Raw genomic sequence first — 21,077 nt, forward strand, 5'->3', positions numbered from 1 at the left:
CGGACGTACGTAGCTATCCCCCTGTCGGGCGTCGACGCCGGATCGCGGGTGTAGCGGGATCGCTATGCGACATCGCCCACCGACGTGCAAGCGGGCCTGTTCGGCGGGTCCGGTCCACATGGACCAGAGCTGAACCTGCGCCAAGCCGAGAAACCGCGGGGTCATCGCCGGCGCGGGGCGGCTCCGGTGTCGCCGAGGTCGTTCGCCTCGGGTCCGTGGTGAGCCGGCCCTCGATGGCAGGCGTCGCGTTCTGCGGCGCCGACCGCCGGGTCAGACGCGGGTGCCTGTGGTCTGCGCGGGAGCTGGCTGCGGTTCGGGCATGATGTCGCTCTCACTTCGGTCAATGGCGAAGTAGTCGATGCCCCGGGTTTCCCGGGCCGCGAGGACCGCGACCGCTGTCACGGCCAGGACGACGAGCAGGTACGCGATGATGGGCAGTGCCATGTCGTAGGCGGCCAGCAGCGAACCGGCGATGATCGGCGCGGCTGCCCCGGCGAATATCGAGGTCACCTGGGCACTGACCGAGATGCCGGTGTAACGCATCCGGGTCGGGAACATCTCGGAGAAGTAGGCGGCCTGCGGACCGTACATCAGCCCCTGCGCGATCAGGCCGAGGACCAGCGCGCCGAAAATCATCCAGGGGTCACCGGTGTCGTACATCGGGAACACCGCGACGGCCCACACTGCGGCCAGGGCGACACCCGCGCCGACGACCGGCTTGCGTCCCACCACATCCGAGAGGTAGCCGCAGAACGGGACCCAGACCAGGTGCACCATGTGGGCGAGCAGCATGATCCCCAGGACGGTGGAGGTGTCGACGCCGACGGCGACTTTCAGGTAGGTGAGGGTGAACGATGCGGCCATGTAATAGGTGGTGTTCTCGCCGAAGCGCATGCCCATCGTCGTGATCAGCTCCCGCGGATGCCTGCGCAGCACCTCGCGCAGCGGCGAGGGCTTGCTCTCCGCCAGCGCGGCCTGCGCCATGGCCGCTTTGAAGACCGGGGCGTCGTCGATGCTGCGGCGGATGTAGTAGCCGAGCAGTACCAGTGCGGCCGAGGCGAGGAAGGCTATGCGCCAGCCCCACGCCAGGAACTGGTCCTCGGTGGTGGTGGCGGCCAGCACGGCCATCACCGCGGTCGCGAGGATATTGCCCGCCGGGACTGCGGCCTGCGGAAAGCTGGCCCACAGGCCGCGACGGTCGGCGCTGCCGTGCTCGCTGACCAGTAGCACCGCTCCGCCCCATTCGCCGTGGCTATGCCGGCAAGAACCCGTGTCACGGGTTCCGACGGGCCTGGGCAGCGCTGCGGTTCGACGAAGGGCATCGGGTGAATATCAAACGAGTGCACCGCGCATCACCCGCGTAAACGCGCCGGGATCTCATCGGTACCGGTAGTGGATGCGGATGCACCGAAGATTGTGTGGGCGCTGGATTTCCAGTTCGACTCCACCGCTGATGGGCGGGTCGTGGTGATCCCATCGATGATCGACGAGCACACCCGCGAGTCGCTACTGCATCTGGTTGAACGGTCGATTGCCGGTGAGCGGCTGGTGGCTGAGCTGCAGCGGGTCTTCGCCGTTCACGGAGCGCCGAAGGTGCTGCGCCTGGACAACGGACCGGAGATGATTTCGGCGGCGCTGCAATCGTTTTGCCGAGACCGGGTCGGGATTTCGTATATCCCGCCGGGGACGCCGTGGAACAACGGTTACGTCGAATCGTTCAACCGGCGCCTGCGGGTCGAGTGCCTGAACCGCAACCACTGTACTTCCTTGCTCGAAGCCAGGGTGGCAATTGCCGATTTCAAGCACGAGCACAACCACCAGCACCGGCATTCGGCGCTGGGCTACCGCACACCGGCCGAGCACGCTGCGGCCTGCACCCACACCCACCACCCGGTGGGCTGCGACATCAACCGAACACCGATCACGACATACCGACTCTGAAACCGGGTGGTCGCGTTATCGGGGACTGGTCACAAGGACATCGGTTGCCGGCTTCGGGGTTCGTGCTCTTGCCGGCGCGGGTCAGGAATCGTTGCGGTCTCTACCCGGGTGATCGGGTCCTAATCGTCGCCTCGCCTAGTGCGGAGATGCTGGGGGTCTTGCCGCCGCGGGTTCTGGCCGCGGCATTACAATCTCGCTGCCCTGAGTTGCGGGGGAGCGGGTCATGAAGGACGCCACGGTCACTGCGCGCCGTAAAGCCGTCATGCGCGAGGCGCCGAGCTCGCAGGGCACGCCTGCCGCCGAGACGACGTTCGACGAATTCATTCCGCGCATACTTGCCACTGAATCCACCGGCCAGCAGGAGTGTTACGGCGCCTATTGGAGGCTACTGCTCACTGAATGGGGGTCCGCGGCGCCTGGGCGACCCGACACCTATCGAGATCCTGCATTTGATGAACCGGTACAAAGCCGGTGCCGTGGTCCGGTCGAACTGGCGCGGTGGTAGCGCTGCAACCCGCAACCTTTTGCACGGGATCCGGCGCCTCTACCGGCTGGCCGAACTCGAGGGCCTGATCGCCCCGCCGCCAATGCTGCGGCCAAGGTGCCTGTGCCAGCGAGACCGGAAAGCACCCGCCACACCCTCGCTCCACACCAGGTTGCCGATCTCGGCCGCATCGCTGCCGATCCGGTAACGATCCCGAACTCGATGCCCTGATCGTGCGCCTGCACATCGAAACTGCCTGCCGACGTGAAGCTGCGCTCACACTTCGCGTCGACGATCTCAACACCGACGATTCCACCGTGTTGCTGCATCACAGGGCGGCGTCGATGCCTGGCATCCCATCACGCCCCTGCTCATGTCCCGGCTGCTCGACCACGTGGCCCACCGCGGCGCCGCCTCCGCAGCGGTCAGGCATGAAGTGCTGCGACTCGTCGCGGCGAGCCGATCACCGATCGTCGCTACGATAACCTGCATCACCGTTTCCGCGGCATCTCGCTTGGGCCGACGCCAAGGGTATCACCGTGCGCTGGTTGCGGCACACCACGCTCACCTTGAGGCGATTTCGCTGCCGAAATCGTCTTTCTACGAAGCTCTCGTCCGGAATACCTCAAGCGAAGTTGCGATACCTCGCGCGCGGAAATCGCTGCCGTTGCCATCGCTGTCCCGGATCTGCGCCGAGGCTTGTCAGTCGACGGTGGCTGACCACCGGGCCAGACAATCACAGATGATTGCGAGACTGCCGTCCGATGAAGCTCAGGGCAGCCGCCATACTGGCGCGCCTCCAGCGGCTTCTTTCAAGAGTTTGCTGACCTTGCTGCTTGAACATCCAAGTTGTTCGGCCACGCTCTTGAGCGTGTGACCGCGGTCGCGCAGTTGAACGGCCTGCCCCCGCTCCAGAGTGCGAAAGGTCTCTCGTCGACCCCGAAACTCCGTACGCCAAAGCTGCCGCTGTTTCCACGGGATCATCGGCTCCTGCTCGAACCGGGTCTTCAACCGGCCGGGCAGAAAAGCCGAGTGAGTTGCGGAGAGCAGGCGGTCCCACTCCAGCCGGGGCATCAGAGATCGCCGGTCGAACAGAGCAAACATGACGTCTGGGTCATTCCAGACTTCCTGATCGAATTCTTTGAGCATTGTTTGCAGATCTGCTGGGAGGTCGGTAAGTAACGCCTGGTACTCGTCCTCGAAGCCGAGAAGCCGGTGCAACTCCATCCAACCGTCGAAACTTGGCAACCGCAGCGTCAATCCAATTTGAACTTGATCGTCTCTGTCTGTGTATGTTTCGACGATCGCCTCCGTGACAACGCGATAGCCCTCTGCGTTCACGGCCTTGACGATGTCGTGCCACATGCCCGCTGATTGTCTGCCGAGGTAGCCCACCTTGTCGCCGTTGACGTCTACGCACACGGCCTGCGGGTCGTACCAATGGCCAGGTTCCGGCACGATCTCGGCTTCAAAGTGTGCCTGCGGTGGCAGGCGCTGGAGAAACTGCTGACGGTAGTGGGTACCTACCGCCCTGATACTCACGCCTGCATCACCGGAAACGATGCAACATAATTCGGCCATTTCAGCCGGTCTGATGTAGTCGCTTGGCTGACGCCGATAGCTATCTCCATCGCGCAGCTCCGGCGGGCATCCTCCGTAGCACCTCTCACAGTTTTTCCCGCAGCTGATCCCGACTTGTGCCAGCATCGACTTCGTCGGTTCGCAATTCGCTCGCTCGTCGCGCCACCTGAGATCCTCGTCATCCCAGTTGGTTTCATTCACAGCTGCACCCATGTAGGCTGAGCATAGTGCCTATTCTGTACGGAGGCCGCTGAATGCCCAGCAGGCACCGGTTACCCCCGCATCGCGTAACCGGACACTCGGTCTGGCAGCGCCTGGGCGGGTCAGGGCCGGTCCTTCGATGGAACGGCGTATTACTGTGGAGCGCGGACGGGTCCACAATGGAACCCGTGCCTGGACCACCCGTCGTCACTCGCCTCATCTCGGTGCCTATCGCTGGGCGGGCCCACCCTATTGGCTGCGGACCGCACCGAGCGTCCAGGTCAGGCGCGCGGAATGGTCCACGGTGTTCGAGACCTGCATTGGCCGTCCTTGGCTTGTACGGAACAGACTTGCGCTGGGTTGTATCTCGATTCGTTGGGTGTGGAAAGAACCGAAGGGCAGTCCGAGTGCGGCGCTGAGTACCAGCGGATGTCTTATCCAGGAATTGGCTTCGCGGGTGGGCCATACCCGTAGGTGGGTTGCCAGCAGATGGGCGTCGGCCGTCCTGAGATTCGATTGGGGAACCTCAGGGCCAGGGTCTGGAGCGCTCCTTTGTATCGGGCGTGGACCGCCAGCCATGGTATGGCGGAGTTGGCCTTCTTCGTTTTCGTACTCCTTCGCCTTGCGGATGAGGTATTCCAGCATCGGGTTGTCCGCCCCCGGGAAGGGGTAGAGGAAGGTGTCGTCTGGTTCGGTGACCTTGAAGGCTCTGTGGTCGGGGTGCCCGCTGGCGATGATGCGGGTGGCGGCCGCGTCCATGAATGTTCGGTCACGAGAGGTGGCACCAGTGTTCGCGTCATTCCAGGGCACGGCATTCATCGACTGACCCACTGCCTCAATGGTGAGGATCTTCCCCAGGCAGCCTCAGCTCGCGAAAGCAAAGTCAATAGAGGGCCGAAGCCGGATTCGGATTGTTTCGGTACCGGTCGAAGCGAACATGCCAGGAACTGGGCGTGTAATCTCCGATTCCCAAGGTCACGTTTTCGTTGACGTTCGGATCGCCTAGCCCGTCCAGATCGGGGCGCCAGAGGAGCGCAATGTCCTCATCACCGGCAAGCGCCGCCGGTACCTCATCCCAATCGAAGTCGGGCCCACCCTCGGGCGAATCGGCATCGGCATCCCACTCCGCACCCTCGGCAAGATCCCGGAACTGTCGTCGCAAGACCCCACGTTCGTTTACCACGTCATGTCCAGCATCAATCCAGCCCCCCGTGCAGCACAGATAGATGAGCGCTTCTTCGGCGGGAGTATGAGGATTCCATGACTCGCCGGTGCGCAGCGCACCGATGAGCCGCTGTCCAGATCGAAGCACCTCCACCCACCAGGCGCGCGGCTGAGAGTGCACCGACCACGGGAAGTCCTCGATCAGCTCTGGAACATCCGGCTCTGCTTCGTTCTCGTCCCACACCGACAGTTCCAACTCGAGCAGTGTGGTCAGGCAGATCATCGACTGCCACAGCACGAACCGCGTCCTTGAAGTCATCGGCCACGGGTTCCACTCGCCGACAACGAAACTGTCGTACTCCTGAGGGGTGTCCGGCTCTGGATCGTCCGGCACAGGCTCATCGAAGAACTCTACGACCCAGGTCGCCTCGCCTGTGTCTACTTCCCCGTCCTCGTCACATTCGACACGCCAAAACCAATATGCCCGGGCACGATGGCTCCGCCACCGTGCATCGGTCAGGACCTCGTCGGGTTCGTTCGGGCCGATCAACCGACGTTCGGCTGGCTCTTGCCCCCCGGCGGGCCAGGCCGAGCTGCCCGCGCCTACCGGGAGCTCGATCTCGCCATTCAACAGGCGCAGGCGATATCCGACATCGAGCTCATCTTCCGGGCGGTAGTTGTCGATGAGAGCCATGATGCTCAGGTCGTAGGAAGCAGAAGCCTGCCGCCGCAGATCCACACTCATGGTGGAAAAATACGATGTCGCCACTACCGATAGAGGCCGTCCGTCACTCCCGATGGCGAGTGAGGCAGGTTGAGGAAGCGTCGACAGCGTCTGATTGCAGGCCAAGACCACGGCGCTGGGGAGCCCCGCCGCGAGAGCGTCCCAGGCACCCCGATCCCCGCGCCAGGCTGCGTTTTCCAACGCGGTGACCAACCGATCCGCTTCTTCATCACTGCCGATACTCACAGTTGTGATCGGCGTGAGACGTCTGGACTGGGTGCCGAATTCACCGATGAGCAGCTTTGCCTTGCCAGGGTTGGTCTGCACGTAAAACGCCGGCGCCGTGGCCGGGTACTCGAATGTCATGAGGACTCCTGAAGCTCGAAGGCTCGAATAAAAGGAAAGACCTCACGCACGTCGCTACCGACGACGCGCCACGGTCAAAGAATGGAATCGCGGTTGCTGGCCTCGTTACCGACGAGGCTGCTCGACCAATCGAGAGCTTAACTTGTGCACGTTCGGAAGTCACGCCTGAACGGTTCACTAGTATCCACCAGCATCGGGTCCACCTCGACCGGCGTGATGACAGCGGTGGATTCGCCGGCCGCAAAGTGCGGTGTCGCCTCGGCGCCGGACCGGTATCGCTGCCAGTGGGCAGCCGGAAGAGTGAGGTTGCCGAAGAGAGGCATGACCACAGCACAACAGGGGCGGTGCCGTTGTAGGTAGCAAACGCGGCTGCGGTCGCGAACCAGGTCGCCGGGCCGCCGAACGCGGCCAGGGTGGCCTCGATCCGAATCGAACCGAGATCGATGTTTGTGGTCGGGTCCGGGGTGCAAGGCTTCGGCCGGGTCGTCATGGCGCCGTGACTTGGGCAGTGGCCGGAAGCGGTACTCTGCGGCATGAAGGCGCTGACCTGTTCAGCCGAAAATCCGGTCGATGATCAGCTGCCCCAGTCCGGTTCCGGCGCCTGTCAGTACGGCCGTGACCACTGTGACCCCGATGGACCGCACCCAGGTCCTCCTCCGATGGCCGATGTGCCCTCGCTGGCTGTCATTGTCTGCGCGGCGATCCGGCGCGGTTCTGTTGTCGCTGGGCCCGCAATCGCGGTGGAGCGTGGTGTCCGCTGTCATCTGCGGTGTGCATCCTCTCTCGGCGTGTTCGAGGATGTAATAGAGGCTCAGCGCGGTGGAGCCCCGAGGCTGCGGAAAATAGTCGAGGGATGGGGGATCCGGCTCGGATCGCCCTATAACTTGGGCACAGGTCGGGCAACTACGAAGGATGGTGCCGTGCACGGGGATGATCGAGAGGCGCAATCCTCTCTTGAATCGGGTGTGTGGCCAGCAGATTCGTCGTCGGATGCGGTGGAAGTCGAGATTTTCGACCTCGCCGCCCAAGTGGGGTTCCAAGGCCCAGTGTGGTTGACGCTGGCAGAACGGTTGGCTCGCTACGGGTTGGCGGTGCTGGTGCCGTGGATCCGCTCGGGCCGAATCTTCGCCGTGGCGGCCCAGAAGCATCTGTATCTGAATCCGACAGCGACCGAACGCGAGACCGCGGCTTCCGTGTGGGCCAGTGACGACATGGCTAAAATTGCGGTGGCCGACGCGTTGCGGCGCTTCCAGGACAAGTCAATCGCGGGCAGCGGGTGGCGTCGAGATGGAGGGGCCAGCTTGGCGGCGTTCTTCATCGGGGGATGCGTGCTGACCTTCGTCGAGGAGTTCCGCAGGCGTCGCAACGACGGAGAGTTCGGCGTGCACCGCCGCGAAGACCGGGTTGGGCTCGAGGTCATGGTCACCGCAGCGGTGCCCGATATCGCACAACAGGTGACCAACCACGAAGTCTTGGCCGCCCTGCTTAGAGAATTCCCTGAACCTGACCGATGTCTTATATGGTTGAAAGCATCTCGGTACACCCACGCCGAGATCGCCGCACAACTCGACCTCGCCTCGGCGAAGGTGGTCGAACATCGGTGGTCACGGTTGCGGAATCAGCATCCGTGGATCGCTCGTCTTGCGGAGGATCTGTGATGAGCCGAGATACACACCGCCCGCCATATGAGCCTGAACAGGCACCCGCCAACGAGAACGAACTCGTGCGCCGGATGAACGAGCTACTTGATCGCTCCTCGCTAAGCGAGCCCGACGAACGCGTGTTGCAGACGCACGTCCCACAGCAGCACGTCGATGCTGTCCTCGCGCTCGCCATGAGGCGCTCCCTTGAGGCCGCCGCGGAATGCCCAGATGTGCCCGCCGGCTCAAGCGCCGCTGGTGAGCCCTGCGGGCGCGTTGACTCCGATTCGACTCCGGTATCCGCGGGTCACGCTGGCCAATTCGACATATTGGTGGCCGCTGCGGCCAGCGGCGACCTCACGGCATTTCCCTCGATCACCGGCACGATCAGGCCGCTGCTGCAGCGTTATTGCCGAGCGCGCCTGGGCCCCCACCTGAACGTCGATATCGACGGGGTCGTGCGCAGAATTTGCCTGGCACTGATAGCCGCCCTGCAGCGCGAGCTTGACCCGGATCGGCCGTTCATGGTGTTGGTGTACCGCTTCGCGTCTGACGAGGTCGCCTTTGCTAAGGCCACAGCAACAGCGAATCCTCCTGCGATCAGGGTTTACGGCTCGGCTGCCGAATTCGGTGACCTGGCGCGCGATTCGATTATGGTGAGGCAGACGAGGACTCTGGATTCGCTTCCGCCGCAGCTAAGCTTCTTCACAGCGACCGGGATGGCTGTTCCGATACCGAAAGCTACCGATCATGCTGGCTCGTCGGCCACGGAGCCTCGTGGCCGAATCAGCGAGCGGGACAATCAGGACACCTCTGCGCTGGTAGTCGATCCGAACACGGAGCTGACTGGTCGGGATCTGCGACATGCAAACCTTAGCCGTGCCAGTCTGCGTGCTGTGAGTCTGACCTGTGTCGACCTGACTGGCGCGAACCTAACCGAAGCAAGCTTGGCACACGCGAACCTAACAGGCGCTAACTTGACCGGCGCAGATCTGAGCTTCGCTAATCTGCGAGAAGCAAACCTCACTGGGGCAGACTTGACAGATGCAAACCTCTATCACGCCAGGCTGAGCGACGCGGTCTTGACTGATGCCGACCTGACCCGCACGAACCTGCATATCGCGAACGTGACCCGTACGAACCTCACCCGCGCGAACCTAATTCGCGCAGACCTGACGCGTACGGTCCTTATTCGCCCGGACCTGACTTGTGCGGACCTATCCGATGCGAACCTCACCGGCGCGGACCTAGCTGGCGCGCGCATGACCTTCGTAAATCTGACCGGTGCGGATCTGACCGGTGCGAATCTGACTGGCGTGGATCTGACCGGCGCGAAGCTTATCGGCACGAGACTTCGTGGAGCGAAGCTTAGGGACGCAGACTGCGCAGTCGCCGACCTCACCGCAGCCGACCTAGCCGATGCGAACCTGAACTTCGCTAATCTGACCGGTGCGAATCTGACCGGTACGGTACTGCCTAGCATCGACTCGATTGAATCAATGTCATGGTCCATTGATACACGGTGGGGCAGAGACACGAAGTACATCGAGGCTCGATCAGCCGATCAAGGTGGTGGAGTGTATGTGCTCAATCCTTCGGCTGGCTTGAATGTGCAGACTGGAGCGCCCAGCTGAAGCAAGGTCACCTGACCGTGCGGTAGCTCTGCGCTTACTCAAGCCGGTGGCAGGTCGGGCCAACTCGACGACCCGACATGGAATCCCTAGCGGGGCAAGCGACGGTTCGGCATGGGGATGTGGCAAAATTGTGCCCCTGGAGGGACGATTGGACCCGTAACCCTCCAGAGGCGTAACAACGCGATGGTTAGAGCGCGTGCTGTGTGACCTTCACCAATCGCCGGAAGGCGACTTCACCTCTCCTATTTACACAAGGCGGGAAGGTGTCGTATTGCTCATGGTCCGAGGCGGTTCCGTGCTGGTCGACGTAGCGGCCTGTGACGGGGACGCGTTGGCCGCTCTTCCAGGTGCCTTCTGGGCCGAGTGGGCAGTGGCGTTTTGTCATGCCGGTCTCCTTTGCTGTTGTGTGGGCAGCGGTCGGCTGCCGCTGGTTGCAGGGGATGGGAGATATCTTCTGGTGGTCACCATAGCGAATTATGGACCCTTTGATAAGTCCTTTCCGTGCTTCTTGATTGCATTATTTTAGAAACCGCAGGTAGCGCGGCTTTGTGATGCGGAAACGTATGCCAGATGGTTGGCGTCTAAGCCCTCAAACCTCCTGGTCATGACCCACATTCCCACATTCCCACATTCCCACATTCCCGCATTCCCGCATTCCCGCATTCCCGCAAAACTGCATTTGTTGGAACTCTTAATTTGCCACAAATGTGTGTTTGTGGAAATTGCAGTCAGTGCGGAACCCTCCAACTCTCGTGATCCCGGAGCGGTAGATGTAAAAATGCCATCATGACGTTAAAACGTTAGTTCTCAGCTCAGCTGGGCCGCGCTGTCTGCTGGCAACTGGCAGTCGAGACTGGACGGACCATCAGGACGGGGATTCGCTGGCGCAGGCGCAGGGGATCCCCAGCCCTTCCGATCGTCCTTGTGCACGGAGCCGCGTCGGGGTGCAGACTCGATCGCGGCCGAGATCGGGAAGGGCGGCAGTTGTCGGGCGAGCCTCACCCGGCGATATTTGACGACCCGCTGCCCGTTGCCGCCGCGGCGCTTCTGGCATCCGGGCATTGCTCATCTCGCCGGAGGTAGCGGTAATGAGGCGTCACGCAGACCGAGAACCGCCCAGCTCGGGCTGGATGCGGGTCGGGCTGCACGGTGATGCTAAGGCAGTTTCATCGGTGTGGAACCTTATCGCCGGGTAGGTCCAGCGACAACGCTGGGCAGCTCGCCGTCGTCGGGCCGGTTGGCGGGTCGAGATTCGCGCTCGGCCGGCTGGGTTCGGCTTCGATAGCCACGCAAAGTGATGAGCCTGGTCACTGTCTCGGGGTGGTTTCGTGCCGTCGGCGGAGCCGGTATTCTAATAGCGGGGACGTCAGCTGTCAGGCGTGAAAGCGGTGCCTTATGCCCCATCCACCCACGGCCGCGATCCTTCGTGCGCGGTTGATCCCGGCCGGTATCCACGTCATCGGCCACCATGATTGCCGGTGCCACCGAACCCGCCGCGACGGATCCGACCCGCGACTCGAACCGCGAAACAGCAGGGCAACCTTGATCGGTGGCCCGCCGGCCCGACCCGGTAGTGATCTCGCGGCGAGACACCGGCGGAAAGACACGAAGCTGCTTATCGGCCCAGTGACCAGGTGGTTTCCGCTGTCGAGCCCCTGTACCCCGTTCCCATCCGGTTCGGGGAGTTCGATATGAGCATGGCGGAGGAACTCTTCGAGGGTCTCTACCTCGAGACCACCCCCACACCAACACCGGTGTCGGACAGTCTCGTCACCGAGTTCGCATTTCCGGACACCTTCGACGATCACGTTCCCACCGATCTCTACTGCTCGGTGACAGCAATGGATAATCGGGGCCGGCTCGCCGCCCGCGCCACGGTCCGGCAACTGAACTGGCAGCCAGGACAGACAGTATCGATGACCCTGCAACAGGGTATGATCGTGATCCGCCGCGCACCCCAGGGCTGCCAGCTACCGACTTCCGGATTCGTGGTCCTGCCGTCGCGGGTCAGGAACCGATGCGGCCTATACCCCGGTGACCGGGTCCTGGTCGTCGCCTCACCCAGCGTGGAGATACTCGCCGTCCTGCCTCCACGGATCCTGGCCGCAGCCTTGCTAGCTAACTGCCCTGAGCTGCGACGGAGCGAGTCATGAAGGACAACACCCTCGCCGCGTTACGCAAAACCCTCACCCGCAAGGCGATGAGTCCGCACCGAACATCAACTCCGGCCGAAACGACGTTCGACGAATTCATCCCGCACGTCCTGGCCGTCGAATCCGCGACCCAACGCCAGTGTTACGGCGCCTACTGGCGGCTACTTCGCGCCGAATGGGGTCCTCGGCGCCTGGCCGACCCGACGCCCACCGAGATCCTGCAACTGATGAACCGATACAAAGCCGGCGCCGTGGTCCGGTCGAACTGGCGCGGTGGCAGCGCCGCAACCCGCAACCTCTTGCACGGGATCCGGCGGCTCTACCGGCTCGCCGAACTCGACGGTCTCATCGCTCCTGCCGCCAACCCCGCGGCGAAAGTGCCGATGCCACCGAAACTGCAGAGCACGCGGCATGCCCTCACTCCGCATCAGGTTGCCGAGCTCGGCCGCATCGCTGTCGAAACCGGTAACGATCCCGAACTCGACGCGCTGATCGTGCGCCTGCACATCGAAACGGCCTGCCGCCGCGAGGCGGCACTCAAGCTACGGGTCGATGACCTCAGTGCCGACGATTCCACCGTCCTGCTGCATCACAAGGGCGGCGTCGATGCCTGGCACCCCATCACACCGCTGCTCATGTCCCGTCTGCTCGACCATGTCGCTCACCGTGGCGCCGGCTTCGCACCGGCCCGGCATCAGCTCCTGCGTACCCGCAACGGCAAGCCGATCACCGATCGCCGCTACGACAACCTGCACAGCCGATTCCATCACCATCTCGCCTGGGCCGATGCCAAAGGTGTGACCGTGCATTGGCTGCGGCACACCACTCTGACCTACGTCGAACGCCACTTCGGCGAAGCCATCGCCCGCCGCTACGCCGCCCACAAGAACCCAGGCTTATCGGCGACACCCATCTACACCACAGCATCGCTGACCGAATGCGCCGAAGCTCTCTCAGCCGTGACCGGGCAACCGCACCCCCTCGCCCGCAACAGCCCTGCGAACCCGAGGAGTTCATGACCTGACCAGGAACAACTAGGACAGCGGTGTACTCTGGCTGCATGCACACCGAACCTCGGTGCAGCTGCCTCGATTCGAGTGTTCTGGTCCCCCTCCCGGACACCTTTTATGCCATCTGAACTGCGGTTATATGCAGATTCTATGAATCGGTCTTGACATATTCGCAGGTCAAGGCGTTGTGTAGGTGTTAGTGCTCTCCTCGGACACCATTTCTGTGGCACTTCTGCGCCAGCAACCGTGTCTTTGCACCGGCACGGACACGGGTCATCGGTGCATCTCTCGGATACCTGTCTGGATTACGTCCGGAATCGATCGGTTGGCCGGGCTCTGATCGTCGCGTTCTTGCCGTCCCACGGGGGATCGGGGATGTTGCCAGGGGAACCTCGGTTCGCATATCCCCAGATGTTCTGCGGCGATCTCGCCTCCGATTCTGACCACGGTGTGACGAAGATTCATGTGCACGCCGGGGTGTCGGCGATCTCATTGGTATGAGCGGTAACTCGTTGGTGACCCGGTCCCCGTGGATGCGACCAGCCGGAATTAGAGTCCTGTTGGCCCTGGTGAGGGCCAGAAGGGACGATAGGAACCATGGCTGGACGGAAACGGCATTCCGCGGAGGACATCGTACGCAAGCTGCGGCGCGCCGATGAACTGGCCGCGGAAGGCTTGACCGGCGAGCAGATCGCTGCTGACCTGGGAGTATCGGCGGCGACACTGTATAACTGGCGCCGCCAGTACGGCGGTATGGACACCGACGCCGCCAAAGAACTCAAGGAGCTGCGGGAACAGAACACCCGTTTGAAGCGGCTGATGGCCGATGCGGAGCTGGAGAAAGACGCGCTGCGCGAGATCTCGAAGGGAAAATTTTAGGCCCAGCGGCCAAGCGACGCGCTGTGGACATGCTCGGGGAGGTTATGGGCATGTCGGAACGGTTCGTGTGCAAGGTTGCTGCGCTTGCTCGGTCAACATATCGCCGGTTGCCGGCCGCGCAGACACCGGAAGACCCCGATGCCGGGACGCGGGCCTGGCTGCGCAGCTACGCGGCCAAGAACCCGTGTCACGGGTTCCGCCGAGCCTGGGCGGGGTTACGGTTCGACGAAGGCCACCGGATGAACATCAAGAAAGGCCACCGGCTCTGGCGGGAAGAAGGCTTGCAGGTACGGGCGCATCACCCGCGTAAACGGGCCGGTGCCTCGTCGGTGGCGGCGGTCGCCGCGGATGCGCCGAAGGTGGTGTGGGCGGTGGATTTCCAGTTCGATTCCACCGTTGACGGGCGGGCGGTGAAGATCGCGTCGATGATCGACGAGCACACCCGCGAATCACTGCTGCATCTGGTCGAGCGCTCGATCACCGGCGAGCGTCTGGTCGCGAACTCGGGCGGGTATTCGCCGTCCACGGTGCACCGAAGGTGCTGCGCTTGGACAACGGGTCGGACATGATTTCGGCAGCGCTGCAATCGTTTTGCCAAGACCGGGTCGGGATCTCGTATATTCCGCCGGGCACCCCGTGGAACAAGGGGTTCGTCGAATCGTTCAACCGGCGCCTGCGTGTCGAGTGTCTGAACCGCAATCACTGGACCAGCCTGCTCGAGGCGAGGGTGGTGATCGCGGATTTCAAGCACGAGCACAACCATCGGCATCGGCATTCGGCACTGGGCTACCGCACCCCGGCCGAGTACGCTTCGGCCTGCACCCACACCCACCACCCGGTGGGCTGCGACATCAACCGAACACCGATCACGACATACCGACTCTGAAACCGGGTGGTCGCGCTATCGGGGACTGGTCATTGGCACAGGTTATCGCCGCGACATGCAAGCCTGAAGCCTCGACCGCCGGGTCGCCCTCGAACGGCTCGCAGTCCTGCGCCTGCCCGGCCTCTCCGGCTTGAGGGGGTGACAAGGTCATCCGGGCAGTTGCCGGACGACTTCCTGTGCTACTGCTACCGCCTCGCTGTGGGCCTGCTCATCAGGCAGACTGACGCCCCACACCTCGAGGGCGCCACCACTATGGGCATCGGACTCGTAGTCCGCTCCAACCCAGCGGACCTCGATCACTGCGTCGCGAACTCGCACAAGCACAACAGCACCGCGACCGTGGTAGAACCTGTTGCGGTTATCGGCGGACGGTTCGGCGATATATTTCCAGTCCGGAATGACGCCGCTGACAGCCTCGTCACCGACGCCCGGCAGGGGAGTCGCCGTGAGCTTCCTGTTGTTCTCGATACTCCTCTCGCGATCGAGGAACATCGTCTGTGCCGTGTTGGTTGCATGTACCTCGATTTCGAGGTCCCACAACGCAGTGGCGGTGAAGCTTTTCGTGCCCGGTGTTATCCACGTGCACGTCTGGTATGCGCTCGTGCTCCGTTCTGTGTCGAGCGTCAGGTTGCGCACCTTCGCAGGTAGGGTTGCCGACGGTACCCGGCCGCACAGGCCGGTGATGTCGGTGGAGCGGGGTACCGGTGCGGTGGTCATGGCCGTTGTGCTGTGGGGCGAGATTGCTGCCGTCGACGGGTGCGCCGAGTGGTCCCCGAAGTATGCGATACCCGCAAGAAGTGCCACGACTCCGATAATTGCAGTCGATCCGATCCAGAACAGACGGTTCGATATTGTGGTGTGTGCACCATGGGGTTGTGCGGCGACGGGTGAATCCCGGTGGAAATGCGCCGCAACGGTTGTCACAGCATTGCGGTTTTCGACCGGTATGCCCCCGGTCATGCCGGTTACCAGGGGAGTGCGTGGCAAAGCCCCGCCCTCGAGCGCATGGGTTGTCGCATCCGCCAACGCCCGGCACGTCTGGAATCGATCAGCTGGGTCCTTGGCCATAGCCTTGGCGATCACGTCATCGAATGCCCACAATCGGGGGTTGATCGTCGATGGTTTCGGCGTCGGCTCGGACAGGTGTGCGTGCATCACGGCGAGCGGCGTCGACCGAGGGTACGGCGGCGCTCCGGTGAGCATTTCGAAGAAGGTGGCCCCCAGGGCGTACACGTCGACTCGATGGTCGATATCACCTCCTTGGAGCTGTTCGGGCGCGGCGTAGGCCAGTGTCGCCAATACGGATCCGGATGCGGTGAGCGATGCGGAGTCGTCCAAGGCGCGAGCGATGCCGAAATCGGTGACCAGCACCCTTTCTTCATCGTCTTCGTTGTCATGGGCGGGTGCGACGAGAATATTGGCGGGCTTGACGTCACGGTGCAGCAGGCCGGCGCGGTGCGCGTAGTCGAGTCCGCGGGCAGCCTCACCGAGGATGTACACCGCTCTGGCCACCGATGGACGTTCCTGCGCGATCACCTTCGCCAGATCTTGGCCATCGACGTATTGCATCGAAAGCCAAGGGTTGTCCAGTTCGAAGCCGCGGTCGTAGATCGCGACGATGTTGCGATGATCGAGACGTGCGACAAGCTCGGCCTCACGTTCGAACCGCTTCGTGAACTCGACTCCACCGAATGCCGTGTTGTAGAGGATTTTCAACGCGACCCAGCGTGGTAGTCGCGGATGGCGGGCCAGATACACCGCACCCATGCCGCCGGAGCCGAGCATGTGCTCTATCCGATATCCGGCAAAGACTGTCCCCCGTGCGAGCATGGGCCAAGCATAGCTAGCCGCGTTCTCGGGCGCGGCCAGGTCGCGCGCCCTAGGGCATCTCGATTTCCGCGGCGGAGCGGTCGAAGCGTAGTCCACGCCACACAGGGTGTCTCAGCCCCGACGAGGTACGTTCGCGATAGGTCACGTCACCAACCAATTTCGGGGAGACCCAGGAGGCCGACTCGGCGACGCCGCGGGGCACCTCGCCGGCGACCGGCGGTGCCTCGACAGCGAGCCCATCCAGTTCCCGTTGCAGCGCGGTCCGCCAACTGGCGAACCGTACGCACACCGGCGAGCCGCTTCCTTGAGTTCGCCCGAGAGCCGAAAGCAACGCGGCCGCCGTTGCGACCGATGGGGCCGTCGTTCAGTGCTGTACACGGACGTGTGTCGGCCACAGGGCCACCCCCAGAGGGCTCGTAACAAGATGCGGGTTGCCTACTTTCGCAGGTCGATCTCTGTGGATAGCCGCTGTATCCCCCTCTGGACACCCTTTCGACCCTTTGACCTGCGATTATGTTTACAATACATAACTGCCTTCATGGCATATCCGCAGGTCAGATTGTCGGGCGGGGGTTCATGTCCTTTCAGGACACCTTTTCGTAGCATTTCTGCCCCGGTAACCGTGTTTTGCCCTGGCAACTACATCACTGCCACTATGCCTTTGCTGTCTCTCGGACAGCCGCAAGTGGACCTAACCTGATCGGCCCGCCCGGCGCGCCGATCTGCGCTCCGGCCCTCGAATAGCGGTGCCACCATGTCACGTCTGGCCGCTCGGGTCGATGCTGCCATCCCGCGGATGCGCGATGACCTCCAGTGCGCATGCTGCCGACTCGGACTCGACGAGCGGTACGGCGAATGGATCGCAGGCGAGTTTGCGCCATGGGCGGCCGACTGCCTCGTCCGCCGCATCGGCAACGAGATCCACGGAGACCGCGCGGGGCGCGCAGCCTAAGGCAGAGTGAGGTAGGTCACGTTTTCTTTCCGTACCGTATTGGTCGCAGTATCCGATTTCTGTTTGCCGGGTCATCAGAGATCGGAGAAACCGCATGAGAAACGGAGAATTGGCCATGCTGCTCGGACTCCTCGCGTTCATAGCGATCGTCCGCGATGCCGCATGGTTCGACACTAGGGCGCGCCGGGCGCCTACGGGAAACATCCCGGGGGACAAGTGAACCTCTACGAACTGCGCCGCGACATGGATTGTTTGGCCTGGTCCACATGGCTCGACTACCAGGATGGCTTCTGGCTCGGTCTTGAACCAGGCGAAGAATCTGTCACAGATCGTGTCCTGCTTGAGCTTCAGCGGGATCACCCCGAGAATCTGCACGTCAACAGGTACACGCGGACAAAGGAAAACGAGGTCGGAGCCGACTGGGAGTGGTTGATCGGCAACGATGATCAAGGGTGGCTCTGCCTGCGAGTCCAGGCGAAGCGGATCCACCACTGGACATACAGGATGCTCGGCCACGAAGGTGCGCGGGAGGACGAACTTCAGTACGACACGTTGATCCGGGAGTGCCGGAAGGATCGCGCGTTTCCCTACCACGTCTTCTATAACGGATGGGAGCCCGGCCGCTTCAAGCCGAAAGGCTTGCCCGCAGACGTCGCGGCATGGCAGAGCAACAGGTGGTGGGCGCGCTACAAAGAGACGAAGGAATACTGGGGATGCGCGGCCTTGTCCTCTTATCAGGTGGCCGCCTTGCACTCCAGGACTTCACGGTCGAAGCGCAACTACGCACCCATGTACTTGGAGCACGCCATGCCATGGTCGGCGTTGTTTGTTACCGGAGCACCAACCTCGACGCTGGAAACGCCGCTGGACTTGGTTGAAAAACACCTGATCCGTACCACCGTTGATGGATTTGAGTCCTACTCGGGTGATGGAGCGCCCCACGACCTTCGTGCAGGTTGGCGCCGGGACCGCCTTCCTCCGTACGCGGAGGCCGTGCGTGCCGGCCGGGCCACTTCAGGGCTGGATGAAGTTCGCGAGAACCGCATTCCGCCGCCTGCCCACGTCGTTGTGGTCGCGACGATTGATAGCTCGTTTCCACGCCCCAGAAGGCCAAGGAAACGTATCGCGAGACTGCTACCGTGAACTCGGCCTCAGCCCCCTGGCTTGAGGTAGATACGCCCAAGGTGGATACGATGTAGCGCCGGTGTGCGCCGATAGGCTTTCGCGTGAGCGACGAACCGCAGTTATGTCAGAAATGCTGAGAAGCCCCGACCGGAGCTGGCGGCCTGCTGCGCCCGGACTGCCTGGCCGTCATCCAGCAGCATGCCGCTGACCCGTATGAGGGAGTGGTTTAACCGGGCGCGCGGTAGTTGACCCGACACGCTGAACTTCCCCCCGGTACAGCAGAGCGGACAACTCTCGCTGGTGTATCCGCCCCACACCCCGGTTTGCGTGACCCATCAAAGTCGATGTTCCCTGAAACTGCTTTATGTCACGTAGTTCCAGATCACACCTGGCGACGAGGAGAATTTGGGATTATCAGGCCGCGCTGCATGCAGCGTACTTGCACAGCCGTACGCCCAATCGTACGTTAGCTTAGAGGGCAAGAGTTTGATGTCGCGAAAGTGGGCAAGTTCATCCGGCCGCCACGTAAATGAGTTTTTAGCGACGCCTGCGAATTGTTGGACCGTATTCCTGCAAGACGCACTATATAGCTCTTCAGGAATAGGCTGGCACTGTATTCGATGTTCTTCATCGCTGCGAGCTAGGGTAACCCACTGGGCCGGGACCCCCTGGCCCCGTGATGACGGATTATTGGCGATTTGGATCGTGCTCAGCCGGACGATTTTCGCGAGTGTTTCATCAGGACGATTTCGAGACAAGACGCAAACGAAAATCTGCTCACCTTCGCCAAGCTGATGGATATCCTGTTCCGAGAACGGAACGCGGATCTAATCCCAGTTTTCCTGGATCGCGGAGGTCCTGCGTCATGGGAAATACTTGATGCGGCGCGCCGCTATCATGCGAGCAATTACATCTCGGAAACCCTCCGTAAATCGCCCACAGTTGGTACGCGCGAAGCGATTGCTCTGACGGTACTGGCCTCCGCACCGAACGCGGAAGCACTCGACGGGTTGATGGTTCAGGTCGAGGATCATCTCGAGGGGACCGACGTCCGAGCGGCGACGCGGAAGGCCCTGACTGGACTCTCGAAGGCTCACACCGCTGAGGTCGAGCGAGTGTCCAGAATTCTAGATGTTGAACTGATCTGAGGAGCGGGCGTGCTGCAAGGAAGATTCGGCCGACTGTTGGCGATGGCGGGTATCACCAATTCGGTGGACGGTGGTGCTCGGATTTACTCTCCGCTGCTTGCCATCTCATGGGAGGCCAGTCAGGCTGCGGTCGCTTGGATCTTCTTCGCAGCACTGCTTCCGTGGGCGGTTGGCAGCCTGTTCGCCGGGGCGGTGATCGACCGCAGGGACCGTTTCGCGATTCTGCGCGCCGTGAATCTGACGCGAGCCGCCGGTCTCGGCATCGCCGCGGCGGCCGCCTTCCTGTTTCCCGGTCAACTGGCGGTGTTGCTGGGGCTGGCGGTCGTGATCGGCACCGTCGATATGGTCGGCGACATCTGCGCACAGAGTATGGTGGCCGATCTTATCGAGGAATCAGCACGCACTGCTGCCTACGGGAAGATGGCGTCGGTGCAGACCGTCCTCGGGGTGCTGGCCGCCCCGGCGATCGGCGGTCTGCTCGTCGCGGCGCCGGCATGGCTGGCGCTGTCCACGCTGGGCATCGTGAGTTCGGTCGCAGTGTTTCTCGTTAAGGGCCATGCGGTGCCTGGGGCGGGGCCGGCGCGAGAGCATCGGTCCAGTTCGATCCTGACCGACACCGGGATCGGGTTGAAGACTATCCTTCACAGCTCCTGGCTGGGGCGCACCGCCGTAGCGGTTGGCGTGATGAACCTGGCGTCATCGGCGACGATGGCAGTCCTCGTCGTATACACGAGCCGGTCGCTGGGCGCATCGGCCGCCGAGACCGGAATGCTGTTGTCCGCGGTCGGTGTCGGTTCCAGCGTCGGCAGTCTGACCGCTGCGCGTCGGTCCGCGAGTCTCGGATTCCGGGCTTCGGTCATGATCGGTGCGCTGGGCATCGCGTTGGGCCTGGTCTCGCCCGTAATCGGGACGAGCATGATCCAGCTGGGAATTGTGTCCGTGCTCGGTAGTCTGCTCGCACCGCTGTTCGGCGTAAACCTGATCTCGATGCGTCAGCGCATGATCACCCCGGATCTGGCCGGCCGGGTGAATGCGTCCTTCCAGCTTCTCGGAATCGGCTCCGCACCGCTGGGCGCGCTGATTGCCGGCGCCGTGTCTGCGGTCGTGACGGAGAAGGCGGTGTTCGCGGCGAGTGCAAGCCTTGCGATTGCAGCTCTCGTGGTGTGCCGGCCGTGGTCTTTGGGCTTGCTCTCGAGGCCAGCCACCGAAGACCAGGTGGACCACCGGGTACGGGAAGTACCGAGTTGAATCGGTAGGCGCAGGTAGCGATCCGGCTCGCCAGGTTCATATCGTTGGCAGATCCCGGGCGCCCGACCTGACTCCTGGACATCACCGCATCACCACATCACGACGCCCGCG

General features: G+C 62.7%; 16 protein-coding genes and 1 pseudogene. 10 read left to right on the plus strand and 7 right to left on the minus strand.

Going from position 1 to position 21,077, the window contains the following annotated elements; translation table 11 throughout:
- Positions 1 to 270: 270 nt before the first annotated feature.
- A complete protein-coding gene (locus tag IG75_RS0101250) occupies positions 271 to 1,230 on the minus strand; it encodes an MFS transporter (protein WP_051714076.1) in 960 nt (319 codons plus the stop codon).
- A 162-nt stretch (positions 1,231 to 1,392) separates the two neighbouring features.
- Here IG75_RS0101250 and IG75_RS35910 point away from each other — a divergent pair, with 162 nt between their 5' ends.
- The gene (locus IG75_RS35910) at positions 1,393 to 1,941 is read left to right on the plus strand and encodes an IS3 family transposase (protein ID WP_051714078.1); all 549 of its coding nucleotides are present in this window, start codon (positions 1,393 to 1,395) and stop codon (positions 1,939 to 1,941) included.
- Between the two features lie 223 nt (positions 1,942 to 2,164).
- Positions 2,165 to 2,446, plus strand: coding sequence for a hypothetical protein (locus IG75_RS38840; protein WP_156058553.1), 282 nt, complete (start codon positions 2,165 to 2,167; stop codon positions 2,444 to 2,446).
- A 750-nt stretch (positions 2,447 to 3,196) separates the two neighbouring features.
- Here the strand turns inward: IG75_RS38840 and IG75_RS0101260 are convergent.
- From IG75_RS0101260 to IG75_RS0101270, 3 genes are all read right to left on the minus strand, one after another.
- Positions 3,197 to 4,219, minus strand: coding sequence for a helix-turn-helix domain-containing protein (locus tag IG75_RS0101260; RefSeq protein WP_156058555.1), 1,023 nt, complete (start codon positions 4,217 to 4,219; stop codon positions 3,197 to 3,199).
- A 237-nt stretch (positions 4,220 to 4,456) separates the two neighbouring features.
- A complete protein-coding gene (locus IG75_RS0101265) occupies positions 4,457 to 5,038 on the minus strand; it encodes a hypothetical protein (RefSeq protein WP_156058557.1) in 582 nt (193 codons plus the stop codon).
- Positions 5,039 to 5,090: 52 nt separating this feature from the next.
- On the minus strand, positions 5,091 to 6,461 hold the full coding sequence (locus IG75_RS0101270) for a hypothetical protein (protein ID WP_030519259.1): 1,371 nt from the start codon (positions 6,459 to 6,461) through the stop codon (positions 5,091 to 5,093).
- A gap of 920 nt (positions 6,462 to 7,381) precedes the next feature.
- Between IG75_RS0101270 and IG75_RS39505 the strand changes: the two genes are divergently transcribed.
- From IG75_RS39505 to IG75_RS35920, 5 genes and pseudogenes are all read left to right on the plus strand, one after another.
- Positions 7,382 to 8,119 (plus strand): RNA polymerase sigma factor, encoded by a 738-nt coding sequence (locus IG75_RS39505; protein ID WP_162183759.1) that lies wholly within the window; start codon positions 7,382 to 7,384, stop codon positions 8,117 to 8,119.
- The gene (locus IG75_RS37125) at positions 8,119 to 9,735 is read left to right on the plus strand and encodes a pentapeptide repeat-containing protein (protein ID WP_162183760.1); all 1,617 of its coding nucleotides are present in this window, start codon (positions 8,119 to 8,121) and stop codon (positions 9,733 to 9,735) included. The genes IG75_RS39505 and IG75_RS37125 overlap by 1 nt, the downstream gene beginning before the upstream one ends.
- A gap of 1,691 nt (positions 9,736 to 11,426) precedes the next feature.
- A complete protein-coding gene (locus IG75_RS37980) occupies positions 11,427 to 11,888 on the plus strand; it encodes an AbrB/MazE/SpoVT family DNA-binding domain-containing protein (RefSeq protein WP_156058559.1) in 462 nt (153 codons plus the stop codon).
- Positions 11,885 to 12,907 (plus strand): tyrosine-type recombinase/integrase, encoded by a 1,023-nt coding sequence (locus IG75_RS0101295; RefSeq protein ID WP_051714083.1) that lies wholly within the window; start codon positions 11,885 to 11,887, stop codon positions 12,905 to 12,907. Before IG75_RS37980 ends, IG75_RS0101295 begins: the two co-directional genes overlap by 4 nt.
- Positions 12,908 to 13,495: 588 nt before the next feature.
- A pseudogene (locus IG75_RS35920) lies at positions 13,496 to 14,663 on the plus strand (IS3 family transposase).
- Positions 14,664 to 14,810: 147 nt separating this feature from the next.
- Here the strand turns inward: IG75_RS35920 and IG75_RS37135 are convergent.
- The 3 genes from IG75_RS37135 to IG75_RS38845 all read right to left on the minus strand — a co-directional run bounded on the left by IG75_RS37135 (position 14,811) and on the right by IG75_RS38845 (position 17,562).
- Positions 14,811 to 16,493 (minus strand): serine/threonine-protein kinase, encoded by a 1,683-nt coding sequence (locus tag IG75_RS37135; RefSeq protein WP_081876563.1) that lies wholly within the window; start codon positions 16,491 to 16,493, stop codon positions 14,811 to 14,813.
- Between the two features lie 49 nt (positions 16,494 to 16,542).
- Positions 16,543 to 16,782: an ATP dependent DNA ligase gene (locus tag IG75_RS0101320; protein WP_030519266.1), complete on the minus strand. Its 240-nt coding sequence runs from the start codon at positions 16,780 to 16,782 to the stop codon at positions 16,543 to 16,545.
- Between the two features lie 468 nt (positions 16,783 to 17,250).
- Entirely contained in the window at positions 17,251 to 17,562 is a 312-nt protein-coding gene (locus tag IG75_RS38845; RefSeq protein WP_156058560.1) for a hypothetical protein, read from the minus strand.
- A 99-nt stretch (positions 17,563 to 17,661) separates the two neighbouring features.
- On the opposite strand from IG75_RS38845, the gene IG75_RS0101335 reads away from it, so the two are divergent.
- The 3 genes from IG75_RS0101335 (at position 17,662) to IG75_RS0101345 (ending at position 20,966) form a co-directional block, all read left to right on the plus strand.
- Positions 17,662 to 18,588, plus strand: a complete 927-nt coding sequence (locus tag IG75_RS0101335; RefSeq protein ID WP_030519267.1) for a DUF6615 family protein — start codon at positions 17,662 to 17,664, stop codon at positions 18,586 to 18,588.
- A gap of 680 nt (positions 18,589 to 19,268) precedes the next feature.
- Positions 19,269 to 19,718, plus strand: coding sequence for a hypothetical protein (locus tag IG75_RS38850; RefSeq protein ID WP_156058562.1), 450 nt, complete (start codon positions 19,269 to 19,271; stop codon positions 19,716 to 19,718).
- Between the two features lie 9 nt (positions 19,719 to 19,727).
- Complete coding sequence (locus tag IG75_RS0101345) at positions 19,728 to 20,966, plus strand: MFS transporter (protein WP_156058564.1); 1,239 nt, start codon at positions 19,728 to 19,730, stop codon at positions 20,964 to 20,966.
- Positions 20,967 to 21,077: the final 111 nt, after the last annotated feature.

Source organism: Nocardia rhamnosiphila NBRC 108938 (assembly GCF_000720425.1).
Lineage (GTDB): Bacteria > Actinomycetota > Actinomycetes > Mycobacteriales > Mycobacteriaceae > Nocardia > Nocardia rhamnosiphila.

Bases quoted from the DNA above. Each gene is read 5' to 3' on its own strand.
- IG75_RS38840 (WP_156058553.1), top strand. From the start codon at position 2,165: ATGAAGGACGCCACGGTCACTGCGCGCCGTAAAGCCGTCATGCGCGAG.
- IG75_RS0101260 (WP_156058555.1), bottom strand. From the start codon at position 4,219: ATGGGTGCAGCTGTGAATGAAACCAACTGGGATGACGAGGATCTCAGG.
- IG75_RS37980 (WP_156058559.1), top strand. From the start codon at position 11,427: ATGAGCATGGCGGAGGAACTCTTCGAGGGTCTCTACCTCGAGACCACC.
- IG75_RS0101270 (WP_030519259.1), bottom strand. From the start codon at position 6,461: ATGACATTCGAGTACCCGGCCACGGCGCCGGCGTTTTACGTGCAGACC.
- IG75_RS37135 (WP_081876563.1), bottom strand. From the start codon at position 16,493: ATGCTCGCACGGGGGACAGTCTTTGCCGGATATCGGATAGAGCACATG.
- IG75_RS38845 (WP_156058560.1), bottom strand. From the start codon at position 17,562: ATGGCCAATTCTCCGTTTCTCATGCGGTTTCTCCGATCTCTGATGACC.
- IG75_RS37125 (WP_162183760.1), top strand. From the start codon at position 8,119: ATGAGCCGAGATACACACCGCCCGCCATATGAGCCTGAACAGGCACCC.
- IG75_RS0101295 (WP_051714083.1), top strand. From the start codon at position 11,885: ATGAAGGACAACACCCTCGCCGCGTTACGCAAAACCCTCACCCGCAAG.